Origin of the sequence: Geomicrobium sp. JCM 19037, from assembly GCF_000698105.1 — a bacterium.
Lineage (GTDB): Bacteria > Bacillota > Bacilli > Bacillales > Marinococcaceae > Geomicrobium_A.
The window spans coordinates 47,773-65,956 of sequence record NZ_BAWZ01000016.1 but is presented as its reverse complement, the minus strand read 5'-3'; the positions used below and the strand labels follow the sequence as shown (position 1 = coordinate 65,956).

General features: G+C 43.2%; 18 protein-coding genes and 4 pseudogenes. 19 read left to right on the top strand and 3 right to left on the bottom strand.

Annotated features, from left to right (window positions below; genetic code table 11):
• Nucleotides 1–142: 142 nt before the first annotated feature.
• The 3 genes from JCM19037_RS10870 (at nucleotide 143) to JCM19037_RS10865 (ending at nucleotide 2,630) form a co-directional block, all read left to right on the top strand.
• Nucleotides 143–1,024, top strand: coding sequence for a polysaccharide deacetylase family protein (locus JCM19037_RS10870; protein ID WP_042400949.1), 882 nt, complete (start codon nucleotides 143–145; stop codon nucleotides 1,022–1,024).
• A 1,141-nt stretch (nucleotides 1,025–2,165) separates the two neighbouring features.
• Nucleotides 2,166–2,282 (top strand): GapA-binding peptide SR1P, encoded by a 117-nt coding sequence (locus JCM19037_RS24320; RefSeq protein WP_081829239.1) that lies wholly within the window; start codon nucleotides 2,166–2,168, stop codon nucleotides 2,280–2,282.
• Between the two features lie 69 nt (nucleotides 2,283–2,351).
• On the top strand, nucleotides 2,352–2,630 hold the full coding sequence (locus JCM19037_RS10865) for a UPF0223 family protein (protein WP_042400946.1): 279 nt from the start codon (nucleotides 2,352–2,354) through the stop codon (nucleotides 2,628–2,630).
• 28 nt (nucleotides 2,631–2,658) lie between these two features.
• Here the strand turns inward: JCM19037_RS10865 and JCM19037_RS10860 are convergent.
• Nucleotides 2,659–3,283, bottom strand: a pseudogene (locus JCM19037_RS10860) (YktB family protein).
• A gap of 234 nt (nucleotides 3,284–3,517) precedes the next feature.
• On the opposite strand from JCM19037_RS10860, the gene JCM19037_RS10855 reads away from it, so the two are divergent.
• The 3 genes from JCM19037_RS10855 (at nucleotide 3,518) to JCM19037_RS10845 (ending at nucleotide 4,886) form a co-directional block, all read left to right on the top strand.
• Nucleotides 3,518–3,706 carry a hypothetical protein gene (locus JCM19037_RS10855; RefSeq protein WP_042400943.1) on the top strand — a complete coding sequence of 63 codons (189 nt, stop codon included), beginning with the start codon at nucleotides 3,518–3,520 and terminating at the stop codon, nucleotides 3,704–3,706.
• A 125-nt stretch (nucleotides 3,707–3,831) separates the two neighbouring features.
• Nucleotides 3,832–4,116: a DnaA N-terminal domain-containing protein gene (locus tag JCM19037_RS10850; RefSeq protein WP_042400940.1), complete on the top strand. Its 285-nt coding sequence runs from the start codon at nucleotides 3,832–3,834 to the stop codon at nucleotides 4,114–4,116.
• A complete protein-coding gene (locus JCM19037_RS10845) occupies nucleotides 4,089–4,886 on the top strand; it encodes an inositol monophosphatase family protein (protein WP_152549034.1) in 798 nt (265 codons plus the stop codon). Before JCM19037_RS10850 ends, JCM19037_RS10845 begins: the two co-directional genes overlap by 28 nt.
• Nucleotides 4,887–4,933: 47 nt before the next feature.
• Here the strand turns inward: JCM19037_RS10845 and JCM19037_RS25765 are convergent, their stop codons facing one another.
• Complete coding sequence (locus tag JCM19037_RS25765) at nucleotides 4,934–5,110, bottom strand: DUF5325 family protein (protein ID WP_193744737.1); 177 nt, start codon at nucleotides 5,108–5,110, stop codon at nucleotides 4,934–4,936.
• Between the two features lie 149 nt (nucleotides 5,111–5,259).
• Here JCM19037_RS25765 and typA point away from each other — a divergent pair.
• From typA to JCM19037_RS10805, 9 genes and pseudogenes are all read left to right on the top strand, one after another.
• A pseudogene (gene typA, locus JCM19037_RS10835) lies at nucleotides 5,260–7,094 on the top strand (translational GTPase TypA).
• 21 nt (nucleotides 7,095–7,115) lie between these two features.
• The gene (locus tag JCM19037_RS10830) at nucleotides 7,116–7,454 is read left to right on the top strand and encodes a YlaH-like family protein (RefSeq protein ID WP_238544668.1); all 339 of its coding nucleotides are present in this window, start codon (nucleotides 7,116–7,118) and stop codon (nucleotides 7,452–7,454) included.
• A gap of 168 nt (nucleotides 7,455–7,622) precedes the next feature.
• On the top strand, nucleotides 7,623–7,937 hold the full coding sequence (locus tag JCM19037_RS10825) for a hypothetical protein (protein WP_042400931.1): 315 nt from the start codon (nucleotides 7,623–7,625) through the stop codon (nucleotides 7,935–7,937).
• 5 nt (nucleotides 7,938–7,942) lie between these two features.
• The gene (locus JCM19037_RS25760; protein WP_193744736.1) at nucleotides 7,943–8,092 is read left to right on the top strand and encodes a hypothetical protein; all 150 of its coding nucleotides are present in this window, start codon (nucleotides 7,943–7,945) and stop codon (nucleotides 8,090–8,092) included.
• Nucleotides 8,093–8,121: 29 nt separating this feature from the next.
• The gene (locus JCM19037_RS10820) at nucleotides 8,122–8,550 is read left to right on the top strand and encodes a hypothetical protein (RefSeq protein ID WP_042400929.1); all 429 of its coding nucleotides are present in this window, start codon (nucleotides 8,122–8,124) and stop codon (nucleotides 8,548–8,550) included.
• 76 nt (nucleotides 8,551–8,626) lie between these two features.
• On the top strand, nucleotides 8,627–9,343 hold the full coding sequence (liaF, locus tag JCM19037_RS10815) for a cell wall-active antibiotics response protein LiaF (protein WP_081829238.1): 717 nt from the start codon (nucleotides 8,627–8,629) through the stop codon (nucleotides 9,341–9,343).
• Nucleotides 9,340–10,254: a sensor histidine kinase gene (locus JCM19037_RS10810; RefSeq protein ID WP_052363792.1), complete on the top strand. Its 915-nt coding sequence runs from the start codon at nucleotides 9,340–9,342 to the stop codon at nucleotides 10,252–10,254. The genes liaF and JCM19037_RS10810 overlap by 4 nt, the downstream gene beginning before the upstream one ends.
• Nucleotides 10,255–10,271: 17 nt before the next feature.
• Nucleotides 10,272–10,388: a hypothetical protein gene (locus tag JCM19037_RS30085; RefSeq protein ID WP_373900760.1), complete on the top strand. Its 117-nt coding sequence runs from the start codon at nucleotides 10,272–10,274 to the stop codon at nucleotides 10,386–10,388.
• Nucleotides 10,385–11,014 carry a response regulator transcription factor gene (locus JCM19037_RS10805; RefSeq protein WP_042400924.1) on the top strand — a complete coding sequence of 210 codons (630 nt, stop codon included), beginning with the start codon at nucleotides 10,385–10,387 and terminating at the stop codon, nucleotides 11,012–11,014. The genes JCM19037_RS30085 and JCM19037_RS10805 overlap by 4 nt, the downstream gene beginning before the upstream one ends.
• Here JCM19037_RS10805 and JCM19037_RS10800 read toward each other — a convergent pair.
• On the bottom strand, nucleotides 10,996–11,190 hold the full coding sequence (locus JCM19037_RS10800) for a YlaI family protein (protein ID WP_042400920.1): 195 nt from the start codon (nucleotides 11,188–11,190) through the stop codon (nucleotides 10,996–10,998). The genes JCM19037_RS10805 and JCM19037_RS10800 overlap by 19 nt on opposite strands.
• A 159-nt stretch (nucleotides 11,191–11,349) precedes the next feature.
• Here JCM19037_RS10800 and JCM19037_RS10795 point away from each other — a divergent pair.
• The 4 genes and pseudogenes from JCM19037_RS10795 to pyc all read left to right on the top strand — a co-directional run bounded on the left by JCM19037_RS10795 (nucleotide 11,350) and on the right by pyc (nucleotide 18,175).
• Nucleotides 11,350–12,677, top strand: a pseudogene (locus JCM19037_RS10795) (PhoH family protein).
• A gap of 626 nt (nucleotides 12,678–13,303) precedes the next feature.
• Nucleotides 13,304–14,200, top strand: coding sequence for a glutaminase A (gene glsA / locus JCM19037_RS10790; RefSeq protein WP_042400917.1), 897 nt, complete (start codon nucleotides 13,304–13,306; stop codon nucleotides 14,198–14,200).
• Between the two features lie 87 nt (nucleotides 14,201–14,287).
• Nucleotides 14,288–14,566, top strand: coding sequence for a YlaN family protein (locus JCM19037_RS10785; RefSeq protein WP_042400999.1), 279 nt, complete (start codon nucleotides 14,288–14,290; stop codon nucleotides 14,564–14,566).
• Nucleotides 14,567–14,730: 164 nt separating this feature from the next.
• Nucleotides 14,731–18,175: pseudogene (gene pyc / locus JCM19037_RS10780) on the top strand (pyruvate carboxylase).
• The last annotated feature ends 9 nt before the right edge of the window (nucleotides 18,176–18,184 follow it).

The window sequence follows — 18,184 nt, the reverse complement described above, 5'->3', positions numbered from 1 at the left end:
ATAACGTCTCTATACCCATTTTTTGCAAGTGATAATCCGGACTGAAAAAAGTTTCGGCGTTTTCCTTAAAAAAATGGTGTTACAATGTTCGTCGATTAGTGTAAGATGGAGACGGGTATTGTAAAATCTTGGAGGTGTCAACATGAGAAAGCCAAAGCGTATGCTTGCACTCGGAGCAGCATCAGCACTACTGCTCGCGGCGTGTGCTGATGATACGGAACAAGCAGGCAATGAGAATGTAGAGGCAGAAGGAACTGAAGAACCTACATCTGAGGATGAGGATGAAGCCGCTGATGACGAAGAGGTCGAGCTTCCGGAAGAGGACGACGAAGATGAAACCGAAGATGATGAAGAAGACATAGAAGAAGATGTAGAAATACGATATGAAGTAAACCCAACGATGTATTCCATTGATCCGATTGACGATGCACCCGAAGACGTGGTACTTATTACGATTGACGATGGCCCGAAAGAATATAGCTTAGAAATGGCAGAATTATTGCATGAGCATGACATTCAAGCGATTTTCTTTGTGAATGGAATGAGATTAACAGAATCAGAAGAACAAGAAGAACTTCTCCAAATTGAGGAGCTCGGCCATGCCATTGGGAATCACACGTATGGACATCCAAGCCTTCCGGATCTATCTGAAGAAGAACAACGAGAAGAAATTGTAGGAGTTAACGATCAGATTGAGGAAATTACAGGGGAGCGACCTGATTTCTTTAGAGCGCCGTTTGGTCAGAATACCGACTATAGCTGGCAGCTATTGGAAGAAGAAGGTATGGTTGGCATGAATTGGACGTTTGGATTTGATTGGGAAGCTGACTACATTGGAAACGCTGAGAAGTTTGCAGAAGACACACTTAATGCACCTGAACTTGGCGCTGGTGCCAATATTCTAATGCACGACTTAGAACATACGAATGATGCTTTAGAAGATATTATTATAGGTTTAGAAGAGCAAGGCTACGGGTTTGTTAATCCTCACGAAATTAAAATTGAAAATATCGATGAAGACTAACAGAGCCTCCCCTTTGATGTGCTCACAAAAAGCGTAACAGATTCATATCTGTTACGCTTTTTCTTCGATTCCGGACGTTTCAGAAGTCAACTTAATAATTAGCGCGTATGTTGCTACAATTTTCAACGACTTATATAAGAAGACAGAGGGAATGAATATGAGCGAATTACATAACACATTTTCTTAAAAGAGCATAAGAAATTCTCGGTAAACGAAGACATGCTACATGCCATAGCCTCGTTTCGTACCATCAAACAAACGCCTCTTCACTGAACAAGCACGCAGAGAAGAACCGTTATCATACTATCAACTTTATGTCCGGAACCAAATGGCATAGAAGTGAGTTTTTCGTTCCGGACAGACCCTTTGTCAGGAACTAAATGGCGTAGATGTAAGTTTTCTGTTCCGGACAGGCCCTTCGGATTGAACAAGCAGTTCGTTTTGAAGTCATTCCCAAGTTATTTTATGGTGACTCACCATAAAAGCACGGGTGGCAACAGCGAATCGGTATGAATTTTTTTCAAATGGATTTAATTTTGATATGGGAGCCAATTCCATAGCCTCTAATCACAATCCCACGTCCATGATGAGAATTTCTTGAATGAGAGACCATTTTTAGTCGGTCCCCATCTAATCACATGTAACATAGATTGGACACTTGTGTCCTCCAGTGCAAAGAAAACACGGTGGGCGTATTGTGGCCGCCGATGTTGCACTTGTGCTTTGGAGTGCAAAGAAAACACGGTGGGCGTATTGTGGCCGCCGATGTTGCCCTTATACTCCGGAGTGCAAGCATCTGCCTGTAATGGAAAGCAGCGACCAATAGCGCAAATTAGGGAAATCTAAGGTTCTTCCTATATAGAAAGCGGCTAAGAAAATCCTTGTTACTCGCACATTTACAAAAAAGGGAACGACGATGGTACGATATCGAATGATGAAATCTGTTATTCGGCACACAAAACGATCTTTTCTTCGCTAAATATGATGCATATATGCACGTATTAAAGCAATAACGATAAAAAGTTATGCTAATCAAATATATAGTGTTATTGTGTTATACAATTAGCCGTTGACAAATGAATTGTGACATCATATTATGAGTATAAGGAAATTACAAACGCTTTCATAAGGGGTGCTTATAATGGCAATGATTATTTGTCAAACGTGTGATTGTACGATCGAACATTATAAAAGTGATAAAATGACAACGCTTTATAGTAGTTGTACAGCTTGCAAAAATAAACGTAAGAAGAAATAGCACGAGACGGATGGTTTCCATCCGTTTCTTTTTTTTGTATGATGGGAATTATGGAAAGGAGACGATCATATGGACGAACGTTCGGTCTCGATTCCGTTATCTGTGGATTGGAATCAAGATGAAATTGTAACTGTGGCCAACTTTTTTACACAGATTGAATATGCGTACGGCTCAGGTGTGAAAGCAGGTGACGTTAAAGACGCATATGAGGCATTTAAGGCTGTCGTTCCTTCGAAGAGTGAAGAGAAAACCCACTTTAAAGCGTATGATGACCAAGCGAATACGAACACTTGGACTGTCGTTAAACGAGCGCTAGACGAAGAACGTGAATACCGAATTACGATGTAAAAAAAGACTGTGCAGCGCACAGTCTTTTTTAGCGGGTTAGGCTCTTACGGTATAAGGGAAGTAAAGTTTCATACGTGTCGATAGCTGTTTTTATAAGTTCTTCCTCATCTTGAACACGGCTGTCAGTTGGTGTGAGTTGCTGACCGATAAGAAATTCGCCTTTTTTCACATCACGGAACCGAATTACTTTTTTCTCGAGATCTGATTCGGTTAGGTCACCGATTTGTTCGGCAGATTTTTTCGTATGATCGGTTGAAATTGCAAAGTCATTCGGTAAAGTTTTTATCGTGTTCAAATCATTCAAAAAGCTTCGCCAATCTCTTTTTTGTTCGGCAATTCATAAATGAATGCCAACCAGATGAACAGGTGGTCATCAAACAAGCCGAGTTGGAAATGTGGGTGCTTTTTATACCCTCTTTTATCTGGTGCGATGGCTAGCATGAATCATCAGGGGGATTGGTCGTTCTTCTTAAATGTTTGGCGATGTGTAAAAACATTTCTTCTCCAGTTAAGGAAGATATTTCAGAAACTAAACGTTCGCCAATGTTTTTGAATTTCGGTTGAATTTGCTCCTGTAGTGCTTCCATTCGAGGCTCTAATCCAGGGATCGTAAAGACGTTAAAATCTTTTGTTGTAAAGCCAGTGTTTGACATGGTTGTTACTCCTTTCAAAGCTTGTCTATCTTGATGATAGCGCCTTTATGCCTGAGATCAAATGTAAGCTAGGGGGACACCTAAAAGTGATAAATATAATGACATTTAATTTCTAAAGCGCATATGATATAATTATCAAAATCAGAATTTTTAATCATATTGCTTTTGACTAGAGAAACTTGGCTTACCGCTAAGTAGGATGGTGGGAGTCCCAAAAAATGAGGGGTGTTTGTGATGGAACAAGTCATTCAGACGCTGAAAAGAACAGATGCAGAGAAACGCATACCGGTAGTTCGACTTGAAATTGATTATGAGCTCGTTACCCTCCACGACTACATGATGAATAATGATTCTGATGGAATCACAAAAGCGAAGAATAAACTCAAAGAATTGGCAAAAGAATTACTCAGACTAGAGGGTTGATTGACGGAAGCGAGCAGAAGCTCGCTTTTTTACATTCTAGGTTTTGTGAGATAAAATGAAGGGAATTGATATGGTCAGTCAAACGTGTTTCACATGAATGTACATACTATTAGGAGGGCTATCCGTTGTTGTCACCAGAGAAATTATGGGAAGACGTATTAGGTGTCATCCAAAAAGAAATCAGTAAGCCTAGTTATGAGACGTGGCTCGTGCACCTAAAGCCCATCGCATACAAAAACGACACGTTTTACATACAAGCGAAAGACTCACGTACAAAAGCATGGATTGAGGATCGTTACAGAAGTGTTATAAGTAAAGAGATGGAGCGTATCACCGGTCGTTCAGTGAATGTCGTGGTGACTCTAACAGAGAGAGTGCAGCTGTGGACGCAATTAACTGGTCTGAGCTAAAAGACGAGGCAATATCTTTCGTAATGGAGGCTGCTGAGCGTATTCGCACGGTTGAACGGGAGCAGCTGCACATTGATACGAAACAAGATGCCGACGATTTGGTGACAGATAAAGATATCGAAGTTCAACGAATATTAACTGAGAAGGTTACTCGCAATTATCCCAATCACGACATCGTTGGTGAAGAAGGTGACGAAGCGAATGTCGACCCGCATGCGGTAACATGGTTTATTGATCCGATCGATGGGACGACGAATTTCGTACATCAAGCGATGAACTATGCGATCTCTATAGGCATTTATCAAGGAGGCGTCGGTCATATTGGCATCATTTATGATGTGCAGGCGAACGAATGGTTTACCGCTGTTCGTGGACAAGGGGCATATGTGAATGGAAAGCGGCTACCAAACAGACGCCCGGTTCGTTTTGACCAAGCGATCATTGGGTTTAATGCACGCTGGCTCGTCGGTCGGGCAGATGAGAAGATGAAGGATGCCTTCGCAAACATTGTCCGAGAAGTGCGGGCGGTTCGTTCCTATGGATCCGCAGCACTTGAAAGTGCATACGTAGCTGCAGGCAGGTTAGACGCCTACGTCAGCCTTAGGCTGTCGCCGTGGGACTATGCGGCGGCGGCAGTACTTCTTGAAGAGACAGGGGGCGCTTGTTGCCAATTGGATGGTGGCGTGCTCCACTTCGACCGAGAGTGTACGTATTTAGCCGCAGATGAACAAGTGAAAACGAAAATGTTGGCGTATTTAAATGAAACATAAAAAGAACTCGGGTTCAGCTAAAAGATGCTGAGTCCGAGTTCTTGACGTTAAGAGGCCGTCTTACTTTGTCGGTATTTTGAAGAGCCGATAAAAGCAAACGCAATCATAACTAAGGCAAGCAGTGCAATCCAGATGCTTCGTTCTGCAACCGCGACGCCGATCGTTGAAATACCTAAAACAGCAAGCACTGCCATAAATAATACGGGCCATTGGATGTTTTTCATTGTCTCACCTGCTTTTTCATTCAATATGTTTAGTGTAAAGCAATTCCTCACAAAATGAAAGAGGAGCGTGTATAGAGTTGAGAGAACATTTATGGTAGAATAGAAAAGTTGAACAGTTCAAGTAACGGTATATAAGGAGAGTACGCCTAGTGAAAACACAAAGCGATTTGCGTAATATCGCAATTATTGCCCATGTTGACCATGGAAAAACAACGCTTGTCGATGAGATGCTGAAGCAATCTGGAACGTTTGAAGCACATGAACAAGTATCTGAACGTGCGATGGACCGAAATGACCTTGAGAAAGAACGCGGAATTACCATACTTGCAAAAAATACCGCGATTAAATATAACGACACGAAGATTAACATCCTTGATACGCCAGGTCACGCTGATTTTGGTGGAGAAGTGGAGCGCATTCTTAAAATGGTGGATGGCGTTTTGCTCGTCGTAGACGCCTACGAAGGGTGCATGCCGCAAACACGTTTTGTATTGAAGAAAGCATTGGCTCAGGAACTTACGCCTGTTGTTGTCGTAAACAAAATTGATCGTGATGCTGCTCGTCCTGAAGAAGTCGTTGACGAGGTACTGGACTTATTCATTGAACTCGGTGCCAACGATGACCAGATTGATTTCCCGGTTGTGTATACGTCTGCGGTCCAAGGAACCGCTAAGTTACCTGAGGACACTGATACAAAAGGGATGGAAGTACTCTTTGATGCGATTGTAAACAAAGTACCTTCACCAAAAGATAACATTGAAGATTCGTTGCAGTTTCAAGTGACGATGCTTGAATATAATGATTTTCTTGGAAGAATTGGTGTCGGCCGAATTTTCCGTGGAGAAGTGTCTAAAGGAGATCGTTGTGTCGTCGTCAAACGCGACGGAAGTGAGCATACGTTCCGTGTAAGTAAGATGTTTGGCTTCCACGGCTTAGAGAAAGTCGAGGTTGAGCATGCCTCTGCGGGAGATATTATTGCCCTTGCAGGTGTGGATGATATTAACGTTGGGGAAACCATCTGTTAGAAGGAAAGATAGAAGCGCTTGCTCCTGTCCGAATTGACGAGCCGACGTTACAAATGACATTTCTTGCGAACAACAGTCCGTTTGCTGGTCGTGAAGGAGATCATGTGACGAGCCGTAAGCTTGAAGAGCGTTTATATCGTCAATTAGAAACAGATGTGAGCTTGAAAGTCGAAGAAACGGATTCTCCAGATGCGTGGACCGTTTCAGGTCGCGGGGAGTTACATTTGTCGATTTTAATTGAAAATATGCGACGTGAAGGTTTTGAACTACAAGTTTCTAAACCTCAAGTCATCATAAAAGAAATTGACGGCGTAAAATGTGAACCGTATGAGCACGTTCAAGTCGATGTTCCTGAAGCTTACACTGGATCTGTCATGGAGTCGCTCGGCGAACGAAAAGGTGAAATGCTCAACATGGAACAACAAGGCGATGGACAAGTACGTCTTGAGTTTAAGATTCCTTCCAGAGGACTCGTTGGGTATTCTACGGAGTTTATGAGTCAAACAAAAGGATACGGCATTATTAACCATTCATTTGACTCGTATCAACAAGCTTTTGACGGTCAGATTGCAGGTCGACGTCAAGGGGTGCTGATTGCGAATGAAAAAGGCAAAGCGACAACGTATAGCATGTTGCAATTAGAAGATCGTGGAGTTATGTTCATTGAACCAGGAACAGAAGTATATGAAGGCATGATTTGTGGTGAGCACAATCGTGACAACGACCTTGCCGTGAACATTACGAAGGAAAAAGCGGCGAACAACATTCGGTCTGCCACGAAAGAACAAACAACGACACTAAAGCGCCCGCGCATTCACACGCTTGAAGAAGCGCTTGAGTATTTAGGTGATGATGAATACTGCGAGTTGACACCGGCGTCGATTCGTCTGCGTAAGAAAACGTTAGACACCTCCATGAGAGAACGTGAAACGAAACGCAAAAAGAAAATCTCAACGTAATTAGCAAAAGGAGGATTCGCCATGCAAGGACCGGAAATGACGATTGATGATGTTTCTTGGGCTGCTGGCATTATGAATATTCATGAGAACGCAGCGATGGGGTTTTGGCTATTATACTTGGCCGTCGTCGTCATGAGCATTCTCGTGTTTAATTTAGGATTTGCAAGAAAGCTGTCGTTGATGAAAAACATCGTTGTGTACGGAGCTTTACTGTTTGGAGCGATCATGCTCACATTCTTCGCCATCTTTATGCCGATTGTAGAATCGTTAATTGCCGCCGCGCTAGTGCTCGGGATTTATCGACTTCGACTGAGAATGCACAAAAAGCAAAAAGCTGGGCAAGAACAAACCGAATCATAAAATGAATCAACCGATCAATCTCAATGTAACCATTGGAGTTGATCGGTTTTTTTGTCGGTCTGATGTGAATATCAGTCTACAGGCGTAGACGAAATCCGACTCCAGCTCATTTTTTGAGGCGCTGCGTCTTCGTACAATGTAAAGAAGAAGAAAAGGAGGTGAACGCTGTTGAGTAGGCATATATTTGCGATAATTGCCGCGATCGTATTAATTCTTGTCGTTATCGCTACACTTGGACCGATGATTGGTTTTTCTGTTGGTGCTCTTTTCATGTATGTCGGTTACCGTCAAGCGGGCATTCAAGAAAAATCTTGGGTGAAATTGTTGTGCTGGACGCTCGTCGTCGTTGGATTTTTCATTGGCATTAGCAATCTCTTTGGGGCACTCGGTTTTCTAGCTGTCTATTTGCTCGTTCGTTTATATGAGCGTTGGACACTGCACTCCCATTCGACATTGGACACAAAATACTCTCGGTTAGGATGATGAACATGACATTTTTTCAAGATCTAAAAGATCAAATTACACAAGACTTAGACCAGCTGTTTGAAAAAAGGGAACCGAAGGTCACTTCAAATCTTCCGGTCGAGCAAGAACTGAATAAATTAGATAAACAGATGCGGCAACTCGAGAAAAGCTAGATGAACAACAGCAACTAGAAGCATATTTCTTGCAAGAGCTCGACCAATCAAGAGAGATGATGGCAAAGAGAGCGAAGCAAAAGCAAATGGCCGTATCTGCTGGAGAGGAAGAACTTATTGCACTCGCTCATCAAGAAGTGGTGCGTTACGAGGAGCTCGTTACCGATTATGAGGTGACGGTTGAAGAACAAAAAACACGGGTGAAAAACATTGAAAAGCGTGTAAGAGAGCTCCATTTTCTGAAGAAAAATTTAAAAAGACAGCACCTTTCTGAACATGCACGCACAGAGGAAGAAAAAGCTGAGAAAATGATTCGTCATTGGTTTAAAGAAACCGATGAGCGAGAAGATGAAAAAGACGCAACATCTACGGAGTATGTTGACCTTACAGCCGAAAATAGTGAACTGGATGAGAGATTTCGATTGCTGGAGGAGCAGAACGAGCATTCTAAGCAATGATTCGATATACTAATAGCGGGGGAGAGGGATGCTAGATTCGTTCCCCGCTTCCGACTACATAAAGAGAAGGTGATTGATGATGAGTTCTTCAAATAATCCACTGCTTGCCTATATCCTTTTCGGACTCATCATTTTAATTCTTCTTGAACTGATTTTTCGTTTTCAACCGATCTTCTTCCTAATCGGTGCGATTTTGCTCGTTTATTTTGGGCTTAGTTCTAAACGGATTAGGCACGGGAAGTGGCTTGTCCTTCTCGGCCTGATTATTGCGGCTTTAAGCGTGTTCTCTTCTTATGTGTTTCGCATTGCGATCTTTCTTATTGCCATCTATCTTTTGTATGCGTTTTGGAAAAGTAGGGCCGGAAATAAAAACGTTCAAGTGACGTTGGATACCGAAGGAGACATCGCGGATGCTCGCCGGCAACCGTACTTCCAAACGATGCTCGTCGGTTCACAACAAATTAATGAAGAAAACTTTCACTCGGAAGACATCAATATCCTTCTCGGTTTGGGGGAGACGACCATTCACTTTGAGAATACCGTCCTTCCTTCTGGCGACACGGTCGTTATCGTCCGTGGATTCATAGGAAAAGTGACCGTATATTTGCCTTATGATGTAGGTGTAATGGTCCATCATTCATCTTTTTTTGGAGAAACGCGGCTATTGGAACATTTTGAAACGGGTTTTAATCAAAGTGTAACGAAACACTCTAAGCAATATGAGAGCAATACGAGGCGAGTCAGAATCTACACGTCCCTCGTTGCAGGAGATGTGGAGGTGAGGCAACGATGAAAGCCATAGGGCGATTACGTTTTTATCATCTGCTCATCATTTTGCTGCTCATGACTAGTTTTTTCTTCATTGTTGAGTTTTACGTGGAAACACCGAATTGGGGTTGGTTGATTGAGATTGAACGCTCACACTTATACATCCCACCGCTTTTTTACATTGTCATAGGAATAGTTATCGCGATTTGGCTAATGAACGTCACGACATCTTGGAGTTGGAGGCGTAATGTAGACGTGATGGCGAGTGCGTTGCAACGAACCGAGGAAGGCCGGCTCAATCAGGCAAAGCAAGAGATTAAGCGAGTTGATGCCGATTTTAATATCGTGGTTGATCGTTTTACACAAGTAAATGAACGTTTAAAAGAGCAAGCGAAACGCTCACAACGGCTCGTTGACGATTGGTCAGAAAACGAAAAGGCACTGAAACAAGAAATTGTGGAACAAGAGCGTAATCGACTCGCGCGTGAATTACATGATTCCGTTTCTCAACAATTGTATGCCGCTTCCATGCTGTTATCGGCTCACGTTGAACAGCAAAAAGGGAAGGACGAGGCGCTGGCACTACAACAAATCGAAAAAACGATTACAGATGCACAATCAGACTTACGTTCAATGCTATTTCAATTGCGTCCGATTCAGTTGGAAAACAAGAGCTTTTCTGAAGGGATCCGCCAGTTCACGGAGCGATTAAGGCAATATCATGCGCTTCATTTTCATGTGTCTGTTACAGACGAAGTAGGACTTCTAACGGGGATTGAAGATCAGCTGTTTCGCATTGCCCAAGAAGCGGTCGCGAATGTTGTTCGTCATGCCAATGCGTTGACGGTTGATATTTTCTATCAGCATGTTGACGGGATTGCCCTTTTGAAAGTGACCGATGATGGCGTAGGTTTATCGTCCATGAACAATCTTTAGGATACGGTCTTTCGAGTATGAAAGAAAGAGCAGAAGAAATGGGAGGAACGCTTAAGCTAATGAGTGTGCCAAATCGTGGAACGAGCATCGAAGTACGTGTGCCATTAATTGAAAAGGAGGAGGGGGATAAATGATATCTGTAGTACTCGTCGACGATCACGAGACGGTACGTCTAGGCGTATCAGCTTACTTATCGACCCAGACAGACATTGAAGTTATAGGCGAGGCGAGTGACGGACGTGAAGGTGTTGAACGCGCACTCCAACTATTACCGGATGTAATTATTATGGACTTAGTGATGAGTCCGGTGAATGGGGTGGACGCTACGAAGGAAATTAAAGAGAAGTGGCCGGAAGCCAAAGTGCTCGTTGTGACGAGTTTTGTTGACGAGGAGATGCTAACACCGGCATTACAAGCCGGTGCTTCTAGTTATGTGTTGAAAACGAGTAGTGCAAAAGAAATTGCCGATGCGATTCGCAAAACGTACGCTGGGGAGTCGGTTCTTGATCCGAAAGTGCAAGGAAAAATGCTCTCTTTATACAAAACCCCACAAGTTGCTCTTCATGAACAACTTACAACGAGAGAAAGAGAAATTCTAAAGCTCATGGCTGAAGGAAAATCGAATCGGACCATTGCTGAAGAGTTATTCATAACGATTAAAACTGTGAAAACACATGTCAGTCATGTACTGCAGAAATTGGAAGTAGAAGATCGAACTCAGGCAGTTGTGTACGCGTTTGATTACAAGTTGTTTTCTTGACGATGAGGGACGTGGTAATGACCGTTTGCCCGTCTCTCTTTTGTTCGTTTTTCGATACGATCATAACAGTCCGGGCACGTATACGTGTGAATCGGACGGTTTTTTAGTTTCTTTGTAAAGGGGTCATCATCAGAAAGCCGATCAATTCGGTCGCATAGCAAGCATTTTGCTCTCATTGTTTTACTCCTTTTTGTTCAATAGACATACCTCTATTCTACTAATCCCGGACAGAAATTGAAAGACTTGTCAACATTGAACTTCTCTTTGCATAAAAAGAAGTAAGGCAGAAGTTTGCTGAGAGGTTTGCCCAAACCTCAATGCCGGGAGGTAATCGATTGAAGAATATTTATGTTCTTGATACAAATGTGCTTTTACAAGATCCCTATGCACTATTCTCTTTTAAAGATCATGATGTCATCATTCCAGCCGTTGTTCTTGAAGAACTTGACGGCAAGAAAAAGAACATGGATGAGCTTGGGAAAAATGCAAGAGAAGTGGCACGAATTCTAGATAAGCTAAGGGAAAAAGGCCCTTGCACAAAGGTATTACCGTTAGTAAAAATAGCCATTTACGTGTGGAACTTAATCACAGCTCTTATCAAGCAGTGAAAGAAACGTTGCCGCTAGCAACGAATGACAATCGAATTATTGCTCTAGCTTTAAATCTGCAAACTGAACAGAACACGTACGATGAACCAAAGCGTGTGATTGTTGTGAGCAAAGATGCGCTCGTCAGAATTAAATCTGAAGCATTTGGGATTGAAGCTGAAGATTTCTTGTTTGATCGTGTCATCGCCCATGACGATTTATTCAAAGGGTATCGCCAACTTGACGTTGATCCGCAACTGTTGGAACGGTTTTATCAGTTAGGGGATGTGAAAACCCGTGACGTTGGCGTTGAAGGAGCGGAGCCGAACACATTTTTTATTCTGAAAAATACGGTGAAACCATCGGTATCTGGGCTTGCTAAAGTGAGTGAGGACGGACGAATGTTGGCACCTTTACGCTTTGAGCGTGAGCACATATGGGGAGTGAAACCGAGAAATGTTCAGCAAAAGATGGCGGTTGAGTTGTTGCTAGATCCTTCAATTGCGCTCATTACGCTTGCAGGTAAGGCAGGCACGGGAAAAACGTTACTATCCATCGCAGCAGGGCTCTATCAGACGGAAGATTTGGCGCGGTACAACAAATTGTTAGTGGCGAGACCGGTCGTACCTATGGGGAAAGACATTGGATATTTGCCCGGTGAAAAAGAAGAGAAATTACGTCCGTGGATGCAGCCGATTTATGACAACTTGGAGTATTTGTTCAATACGAATAAACAAGAAGAGCTAGATCATATTCTAGCAGGAATGGGATCCATTCAAGTAGAGGCGCTCACGTATATTCGCGGTCGTAGCTTACCAGGGCAATTTATTATTATTGATGAAGCGCAAAACTTAACGAAGCATGAAGTGAAAACGATATTGACGAGAGTTGGCGAGAATAGCAAAATTGTTCTCGTCGGAGATCCTGAACAAATTGATCACCCGTATTTAGATGCGTACAACAATGGATTAACGTACGTGATTGAATGTTTTAAAAATGAGCGGTTAAGCGGGCATGCGACATTAGAAAAAGGCGAGCGCTCTGCACTCGCCCAACTGGCTGCGGATTTGCTGTAATTAATCAATTCGTAGAGCAGTGACGTGCGTAATCGGAGCATGTTGATTGGACCATCTCCAAAGTAGATGTGAAGAGGTCCCGTTTCTTTAATCGCCTTTCCGTCTTCGGAAAAGCAGGCAATCCAATCTTTACCCACGTCTAGAGATGATTGATGCTCTTCTCCGTCTTTTGTGACAGCGGTAATCGTAGTTGCACCGGCTGATGGTTCAGCGTTGTCAATAAAAGGTGAGAGCTTCATTCCATAGGAGCCTTCAATGGAGGCTTCTTTCTTTGTGCGAATCTGATTGGTTTGCCATCTTCTTGGGCCAAATTCTGGTTCGTTATTCGCTTCGCTTATCGATTCTTCATGAAAGTAGGTATCTAAATCAACTTTACGGTTGTCAAAGATCCATACGGTAGGATCGAGTGTAATAGTGAATTTCGTATTTCCTGATAAGGTAAGTATGTGAGCGTCCATTCGATGTCCTCCTTCAAGCATTTCATTCTCATGTTAACAGCTTCTTGGCTTTTCTGCCACTCGATTGTTTTAGGTTATTTCGATGAGGGAAGGTTAGAATAAAGAAAGTAGAAGGAGGCGCTTACAATCGATATTCATGCTTTACAAACCGCAACAGATATTGAAGAGATGATTGAAAAAGCAAGACCGTTAAGCCGGACTGGGAAAGTAGCGGATTACATACCGGCTTTAAAAGAGGCAGACCCGAATCTGGTAGCATGCTCGGTGTTTACGAAAGAAGGGGCTTGTCACCGCTTTGGGGACGTCGGTACGACCTTTACGATTCAAAGTGTTTCAAAAACCCTGACGCTCGCGTTAGCGATTATGGATCACGGGGAAGAGGAAGTTTTCAAACGTGTCGGAATGGAACCTACAGGAGACCCTTACTACTCAATGGCGAGGTTAGAACTCACCCGCCAAGCAAAACCGTTAAATCCAATGATTAACGCGGGTGCGCTTGCGATTACGTCTATGATAAAAGGACGTACCGTTGAAGAAAGATGTGAACGCATTCTATCATTCGTTCAGGCAGTGGCTGGGGACACAAGCATTCGCATCAATCAAGAGGTTGCTCATTCAGAATATGAGACGACAGATAAGAATCGAGCTTTGGCATTTTATTTAAAAGGGGAGGGCATCATTGACGATGACATTGATGACTTGATCCGTGTGTATACTCAGCAATGTTCTATCGAAGTGTCCTGTTGTCATCTCGCCCGCATCGGACTTATTATGGGAACTAGAGGGTATGCTATGGATGAACAGAGGCAGATCATTCCAAAGGAAGTGGCCAAGCTCGTAAAGACATTCATGGTGACGTGTGGAATGTATAACAGTTCAGGTGAACTCGCAATTAAATCAGGCATTCCTGCAAAAAGTGGTGTGTCGGGTGCAATTTTAGGCTCATTGCCTCAAGGTGTAGGTATTGGAATCTACAGTCCGCCGCTAGATGAGAAGGGAAATAGTAAAGTCGGGATTGAACTTTTGAAAAATCTGTCACAAAAATATGACTTAAGCATATTTTAAAGGCAGGTTTTTTGAATCTTGCTTGCATTTTTATCGCTCAGCCGATATGATGAGTAGAGAGTTCAAACTGGAGGGATGCATGTGCATATGGAGACTGTGATGGACAGCAGAGAGCAGGCCTTCGCCATCCTAAAAGCAGATGCTGAGAAAATCAGACAGCTGATTGAAGTACAGATGGATAACTTAACGATGCCGCAATGCCCGCTTTATGAAGAAGTACTCGATACACAGATGTTTGGCTTATCCCGCGAGATCGATTTTGCAATACGTTTACAGCTCATTGACGAAGCAAGCGGAAAACAGATTTTAGCAGAGCTTGAACGACAGTTGGCTGCTCTCCATGAAGCGACTGTAGTGAATAAATGATTCCATTCTATACATACATAGAATGGTTTTTTGTTGTTATTTTTCCCGATTTAAAGGTGTTAGGTCGTTCGTTTAACGTCACTAAACGGTTTCGTTCTAGCCGTTTAGCCGCCTCACATGCTATGATAAGTGAAACATATAGAAAATGAGGTGGAGACATAACTATGAGCAAGCTCAAGAACATCAAGAAAGTTCTCGTTGCTAATCGTGGCGAGATCGCCATTAGAATTTTTCGCGCATGTACGGAGTTAAACATTCGTACTGTTGCTGTGTATTCCAAAGAGGATTCAGGCGCTTTTCATCGCTATAAAGCAGATGAAGCCTATCTTGTCGGTGAAGGAAAAAAGCCGATTGATGCTTACTTAGATATTGAGAATATCCTTTCTTTAGCCAAAAGAATTGGTGTTGATGCCATCCATCCAGGTTATGGTTTTTTGGCAGAAAATACTCAATTTGCTGAGCGTTGTGAACAAGAAGGGATTGTGTTCATTGGTCCGAAGTCGAAACATTTGAATATGTTCGGCGATAAGATTAAAGCAAGAACGACAGCGATCCAAGCGGGTATACCTGTTATACCAGGCAGTGACGGAGCAGTTGAAGGCATCGAAGAAGTGGAAGCGTTTGCGGATGAACACGGATTCCCATTTATTATAAAAGCAAGCCTTGGTGGTGGTGGCCGAGGAATGCGGATTGTTCGGGAAGCATCCGAACTCGCTCAGAACTTCGAGCGTGCTCGTTCAGAAGCGAAATCTGCTTTCGGTAGTGATGAGGTATACGTTGAGAAGCTAATAGAAAATCCTAAGCATATTGAAGTACAGATTATCGGTGACCACGCAGGAAACTTGTTGCATTTGTACGAGCGGGACTGTTCTGTACAGCGCAGACACCAAAAAGTCGTAGAGGTCGCACCAAGCATTGGCTTAGCAATGATTTACGAGAGCGGATTTGCCAATCTGCGCTAGACCTTGCCAAAAGCATTGAATATGTGAATGCCGGTACGGTCGAGTTTTTACTCGGACAAGATGGTGAGTTTTATTTCATCGAAGTTAACCCGCGAATCCAAGTGAGCATACGATTACCGAAATGGTGACCGGTGTAGATATCGTACACGCCCAACTGTATGTTGCCGACGGATCGACATTGTTCGGTCCAGAATTGCGCTTACCACAACAAGAAGATGTTAGTTTACACGGGTATGCAATTCAATCGCGAGTCACAACAGAAGACCCAGAAAATCAGTTTATGCCAGACACGGGACGAATTATGGCTTATCGCTCTAGCGGCGGCTTTGGCGTGCGGTTAGATGCTGGGAACGGATTCCAAGGAGCGGTCATTAGCCTCATTATGACTCGTTACTCGTCAAAGTATCGACGTGGGCGCTTTCATTCGGTGTAGCTGCTGAGAAGATGATTCGGAACTTGCGAGAGTTTCGAATTCGAGGAATTAAAACGAACATATCGTTTTTAGAGAATGTGGTTCGTCACCCGTCGTTCTTAAATGGAGAATATAATACATCGTTTATTGATGATACACCAGAATTGTTTGTGTTCCCGAGAAGGAAAGACCGGGGAACGAAGATGTTGAGCTTTATCGGTGAAACGATCGTGAACGGCTATCCTGACTTGGAAAAACAAGACAAGCCGCTGTTTAGTAAACCTCGTATACCAGATGTGGATCTCACCAAACCGCTTCCAAGCGGTACGAAGCAAGTACTTGAACAACACGGCCCAGACGGGTTGGCGAAGTGGCTAAAAGACCAAGAAAAGACGATGATCACAGATACAACATTCCGTGATGCTCATCAATCACTGTTAGCTACGCGCATTCGCACGAAAGATTTAACGTCAATTGCTGAAGAAACGGCACACTTGCTTCCTGATTTGTTTTCGATGGAAATGTGGGGCGGGGCAACGTATGATGTATCGATGCGCTTTCTCCATGAAGACCCGTGGGAGCGTTTAATTCATTTAAGAGAGAAGATGCCGAACGTACTTTTCCAAATGCTGCTTCGAGGAGCAAATGCTGTTGGATATAAGAATTATCCAGACAACGTGATTGAGGAGTTCGTGAAGCGTTCAGCGGATGCAGGAATTGATGTGTTCCGTGTGTTTGACTCATTGAACTGGGTTGAAGGGATGCGACAAGCCATTCATGCGGTGCGCTCAGCAGATAAAGTCGCTGAAGCTGCCATTTGTTATACAGGTGACATTCTCGACCCGAACCGGACGAAATACAATCTCGAGTACTACAAACAGTTAGCTAAGACACTGCAGAGTGAAGGGGCGCACATTTTAGCGATTAAAGATATGGCGGGATTATTAAAGCCGGAAGCCGCTTTTGAGTTAATTGGTGAACTAAAAGCTACCGTTGATTTACCAATTCATCTGCACATGCATGATACGAGTGGCAACGGGGTATATACGTACAGCCGAGCGATTGATGCAGGCGTAGACGTTATCGATACAGCGATTAGTTCAATGGCGGGTTCAACTTCGCAACCGAGTATGGAAAGCTTATATTATGCATTAAGTGGAACGGGCAAAGAGCCTAACTTAAACATTCAATCCGCGCGTAAGCTTACAGGCTATTGGGAAGATGTCCGTGGTTTTTACCAAGGGTTTGAAAATGGATTGCTCTCGCCACACCCTGAGATCTATGAGCACGAAATGCCAGGGGGACAATACAGCAACTTGCTTCAACAAGCGAAGGCAGTTGGTTTGAAAGAACAATGGGACGACGTGAAGGATATGTATCAACGAGTGAATCAATTGTTTGGAGATATCGTGAAAGTAACACCATCATCCAAAGTGGTTGGTGATATGGCGTTATACATGGTCAAAAATGAACTTACTGAAGAAGACATTTTTGAAAAAGGGGAATCACTTGATTTTCCTGAATCGGTCATTGAATTGTTTGCCGGTGAAATTGGTCAGCCACCTGGTGGATTTCCAAAAGAGCTTCAAAACATCATTATAAAAAACCGCAAACCGTTAACCGATCGCCCAGGCAGTCATATGTCAGCAGTAGACTTTGATGAAGTCGGTAGGCAGTTGTATGAAGAACTAAATCGAGAAGTGACTGCTCACGACATTCTCAACTATACGATGTATCCGAAAGTGTACGAAGAATATGAGCAGTTTAGAAATCGATTTGGCGATGTGTCTGTCCTTGACACCCCGACATTTTTCTATGGCCTTCGCTAGGTGAGGAAATTGAAGTCGTGATAGAAGAAGGAAAAACATTGATCGTGAAACTGATTTCCATCTCAGAAGCTGATGAAAAAGCGGATCGCATCGTATACTTTGAATTGAATGGGCAACCTCGTGAGGTCGTCATTAAAGATCGGAGTATTAAAACAGACATTCGAGAAAAAGTAAAAGCAGATAAAAAGAACGCTGCGCATATCGGAGCAACGATGCAGGAACGATCTTAAAAGTACTCGTCCGTGATGGGGAAGAAGTGAAGAAAGGAGACCACTTGCTCATTACTGAGGCAATGAAAATGGAAACAACCGTACAAGCGCCTAAGGATGGCACGGTAAAATCCATACATGTACAAGCACAAGATACAATCGAAGCCGGTGATCTTTTAGTGGAGTTCTCCGAATAAGAACGTGGC

Bases quoted from the DNA above. Each gene is read 5' to 3' on its own strand.
- JCM19037_RS10870 (WP_042400949.1), top strand. From the start codon at position 143: ATGAGAAAGCCAAAGCGTATGCTTGCACTCGGAGCAGCATCAGCACTA.
- JCM19037_RS24320 (WP_081829239.1), top strand. From the start codon at position 2,166: ATGGCAATGATTATTTGTCAAACGTGTGATTGTACGATCGAACATTAT.
- JCM19037_RS10865 (WP_042400946.1), top strand. From the start codon at position 2,352: ATGGACGAACGTTCGGTCTCGATTCCGTTATCTGTGGATTGGAATCAA.
- JCM19037_RS10855 (WP_042400943.1), top strand. From the start codon at position 3,518: ATGGAACAAGTCATTCAGACGCTGAAAAGAACAGATGCAGAGAAACGC.
- JCM19037_RS25765 (WP_193744737.1), bottom strand. From the start codon at position 5,110: ATGAAAAACATCCAATGGCCCGTATTATTTATGGCAGTGCTTGCTGTT.
- JCM19037_RS10830 (WP_238544668.1), top strand. From the start codon at position 7,116: ATGCAAGGACCGGAAATGACGATTGATGATGTTTCTTGGGCTGCTGGC.
- JCM19037_RS25760 (WP_193744736.1), top strand. From the start codon at position 7,943: ATGACATTTTTTCAAGATCTAAAAGATCAAATTACACAAGACTTAGAC.
- liaF (WP_081829238.1), top strand. From the start codon at position 8,627: ATGATGAGTTCTTCAAATAATCCACTGCTTGCCTATATCCTTTTCGGA.
- JCM19037_RS10810 (WP_052363792.1), top strand. From the start codon at position 9,340: ATGAAAGCCATAGGGCGATTACGTTTTTATCATCTGCTCATCATTTTG.
- JCM19037_RS30085 (WP_373900760.1), top strand. From the start codon at position 10,272: ATGAAAGAAAGAGCAGAAGAAATGGGAGGAACGCTTAAGCTAATGAGT.
- JCM19037_RS10805 (WP_042400924.1), top strand. From the start codon at position 10,385: ATGATATCTGTAGTACTCGTCGACGATCACGAGACGGTACGTCTAGGC.
- JCM19037_RS10800 (WP_042400920.1), bottom strand. From the start codon at position 11,190: ATGAGAGCAAAATGCTTGCTATGCGACCGAATTGATCGGCTTTCTGAT.
- glsA (WP_042400917.1), top strand. From the start codon at position 13,304: ATGATTGAAAAAGCAAGACCGTTAAGCCGGACTGGGAAAGTAGCGGAT.
- JCM19037_RS10785 (WP_042400999.1), top strand. From the start codon at position 14,288: ATGGAGACTGTGATGGACAGCAGAGAGCAGGCCTTCGCCATCCTAAAA.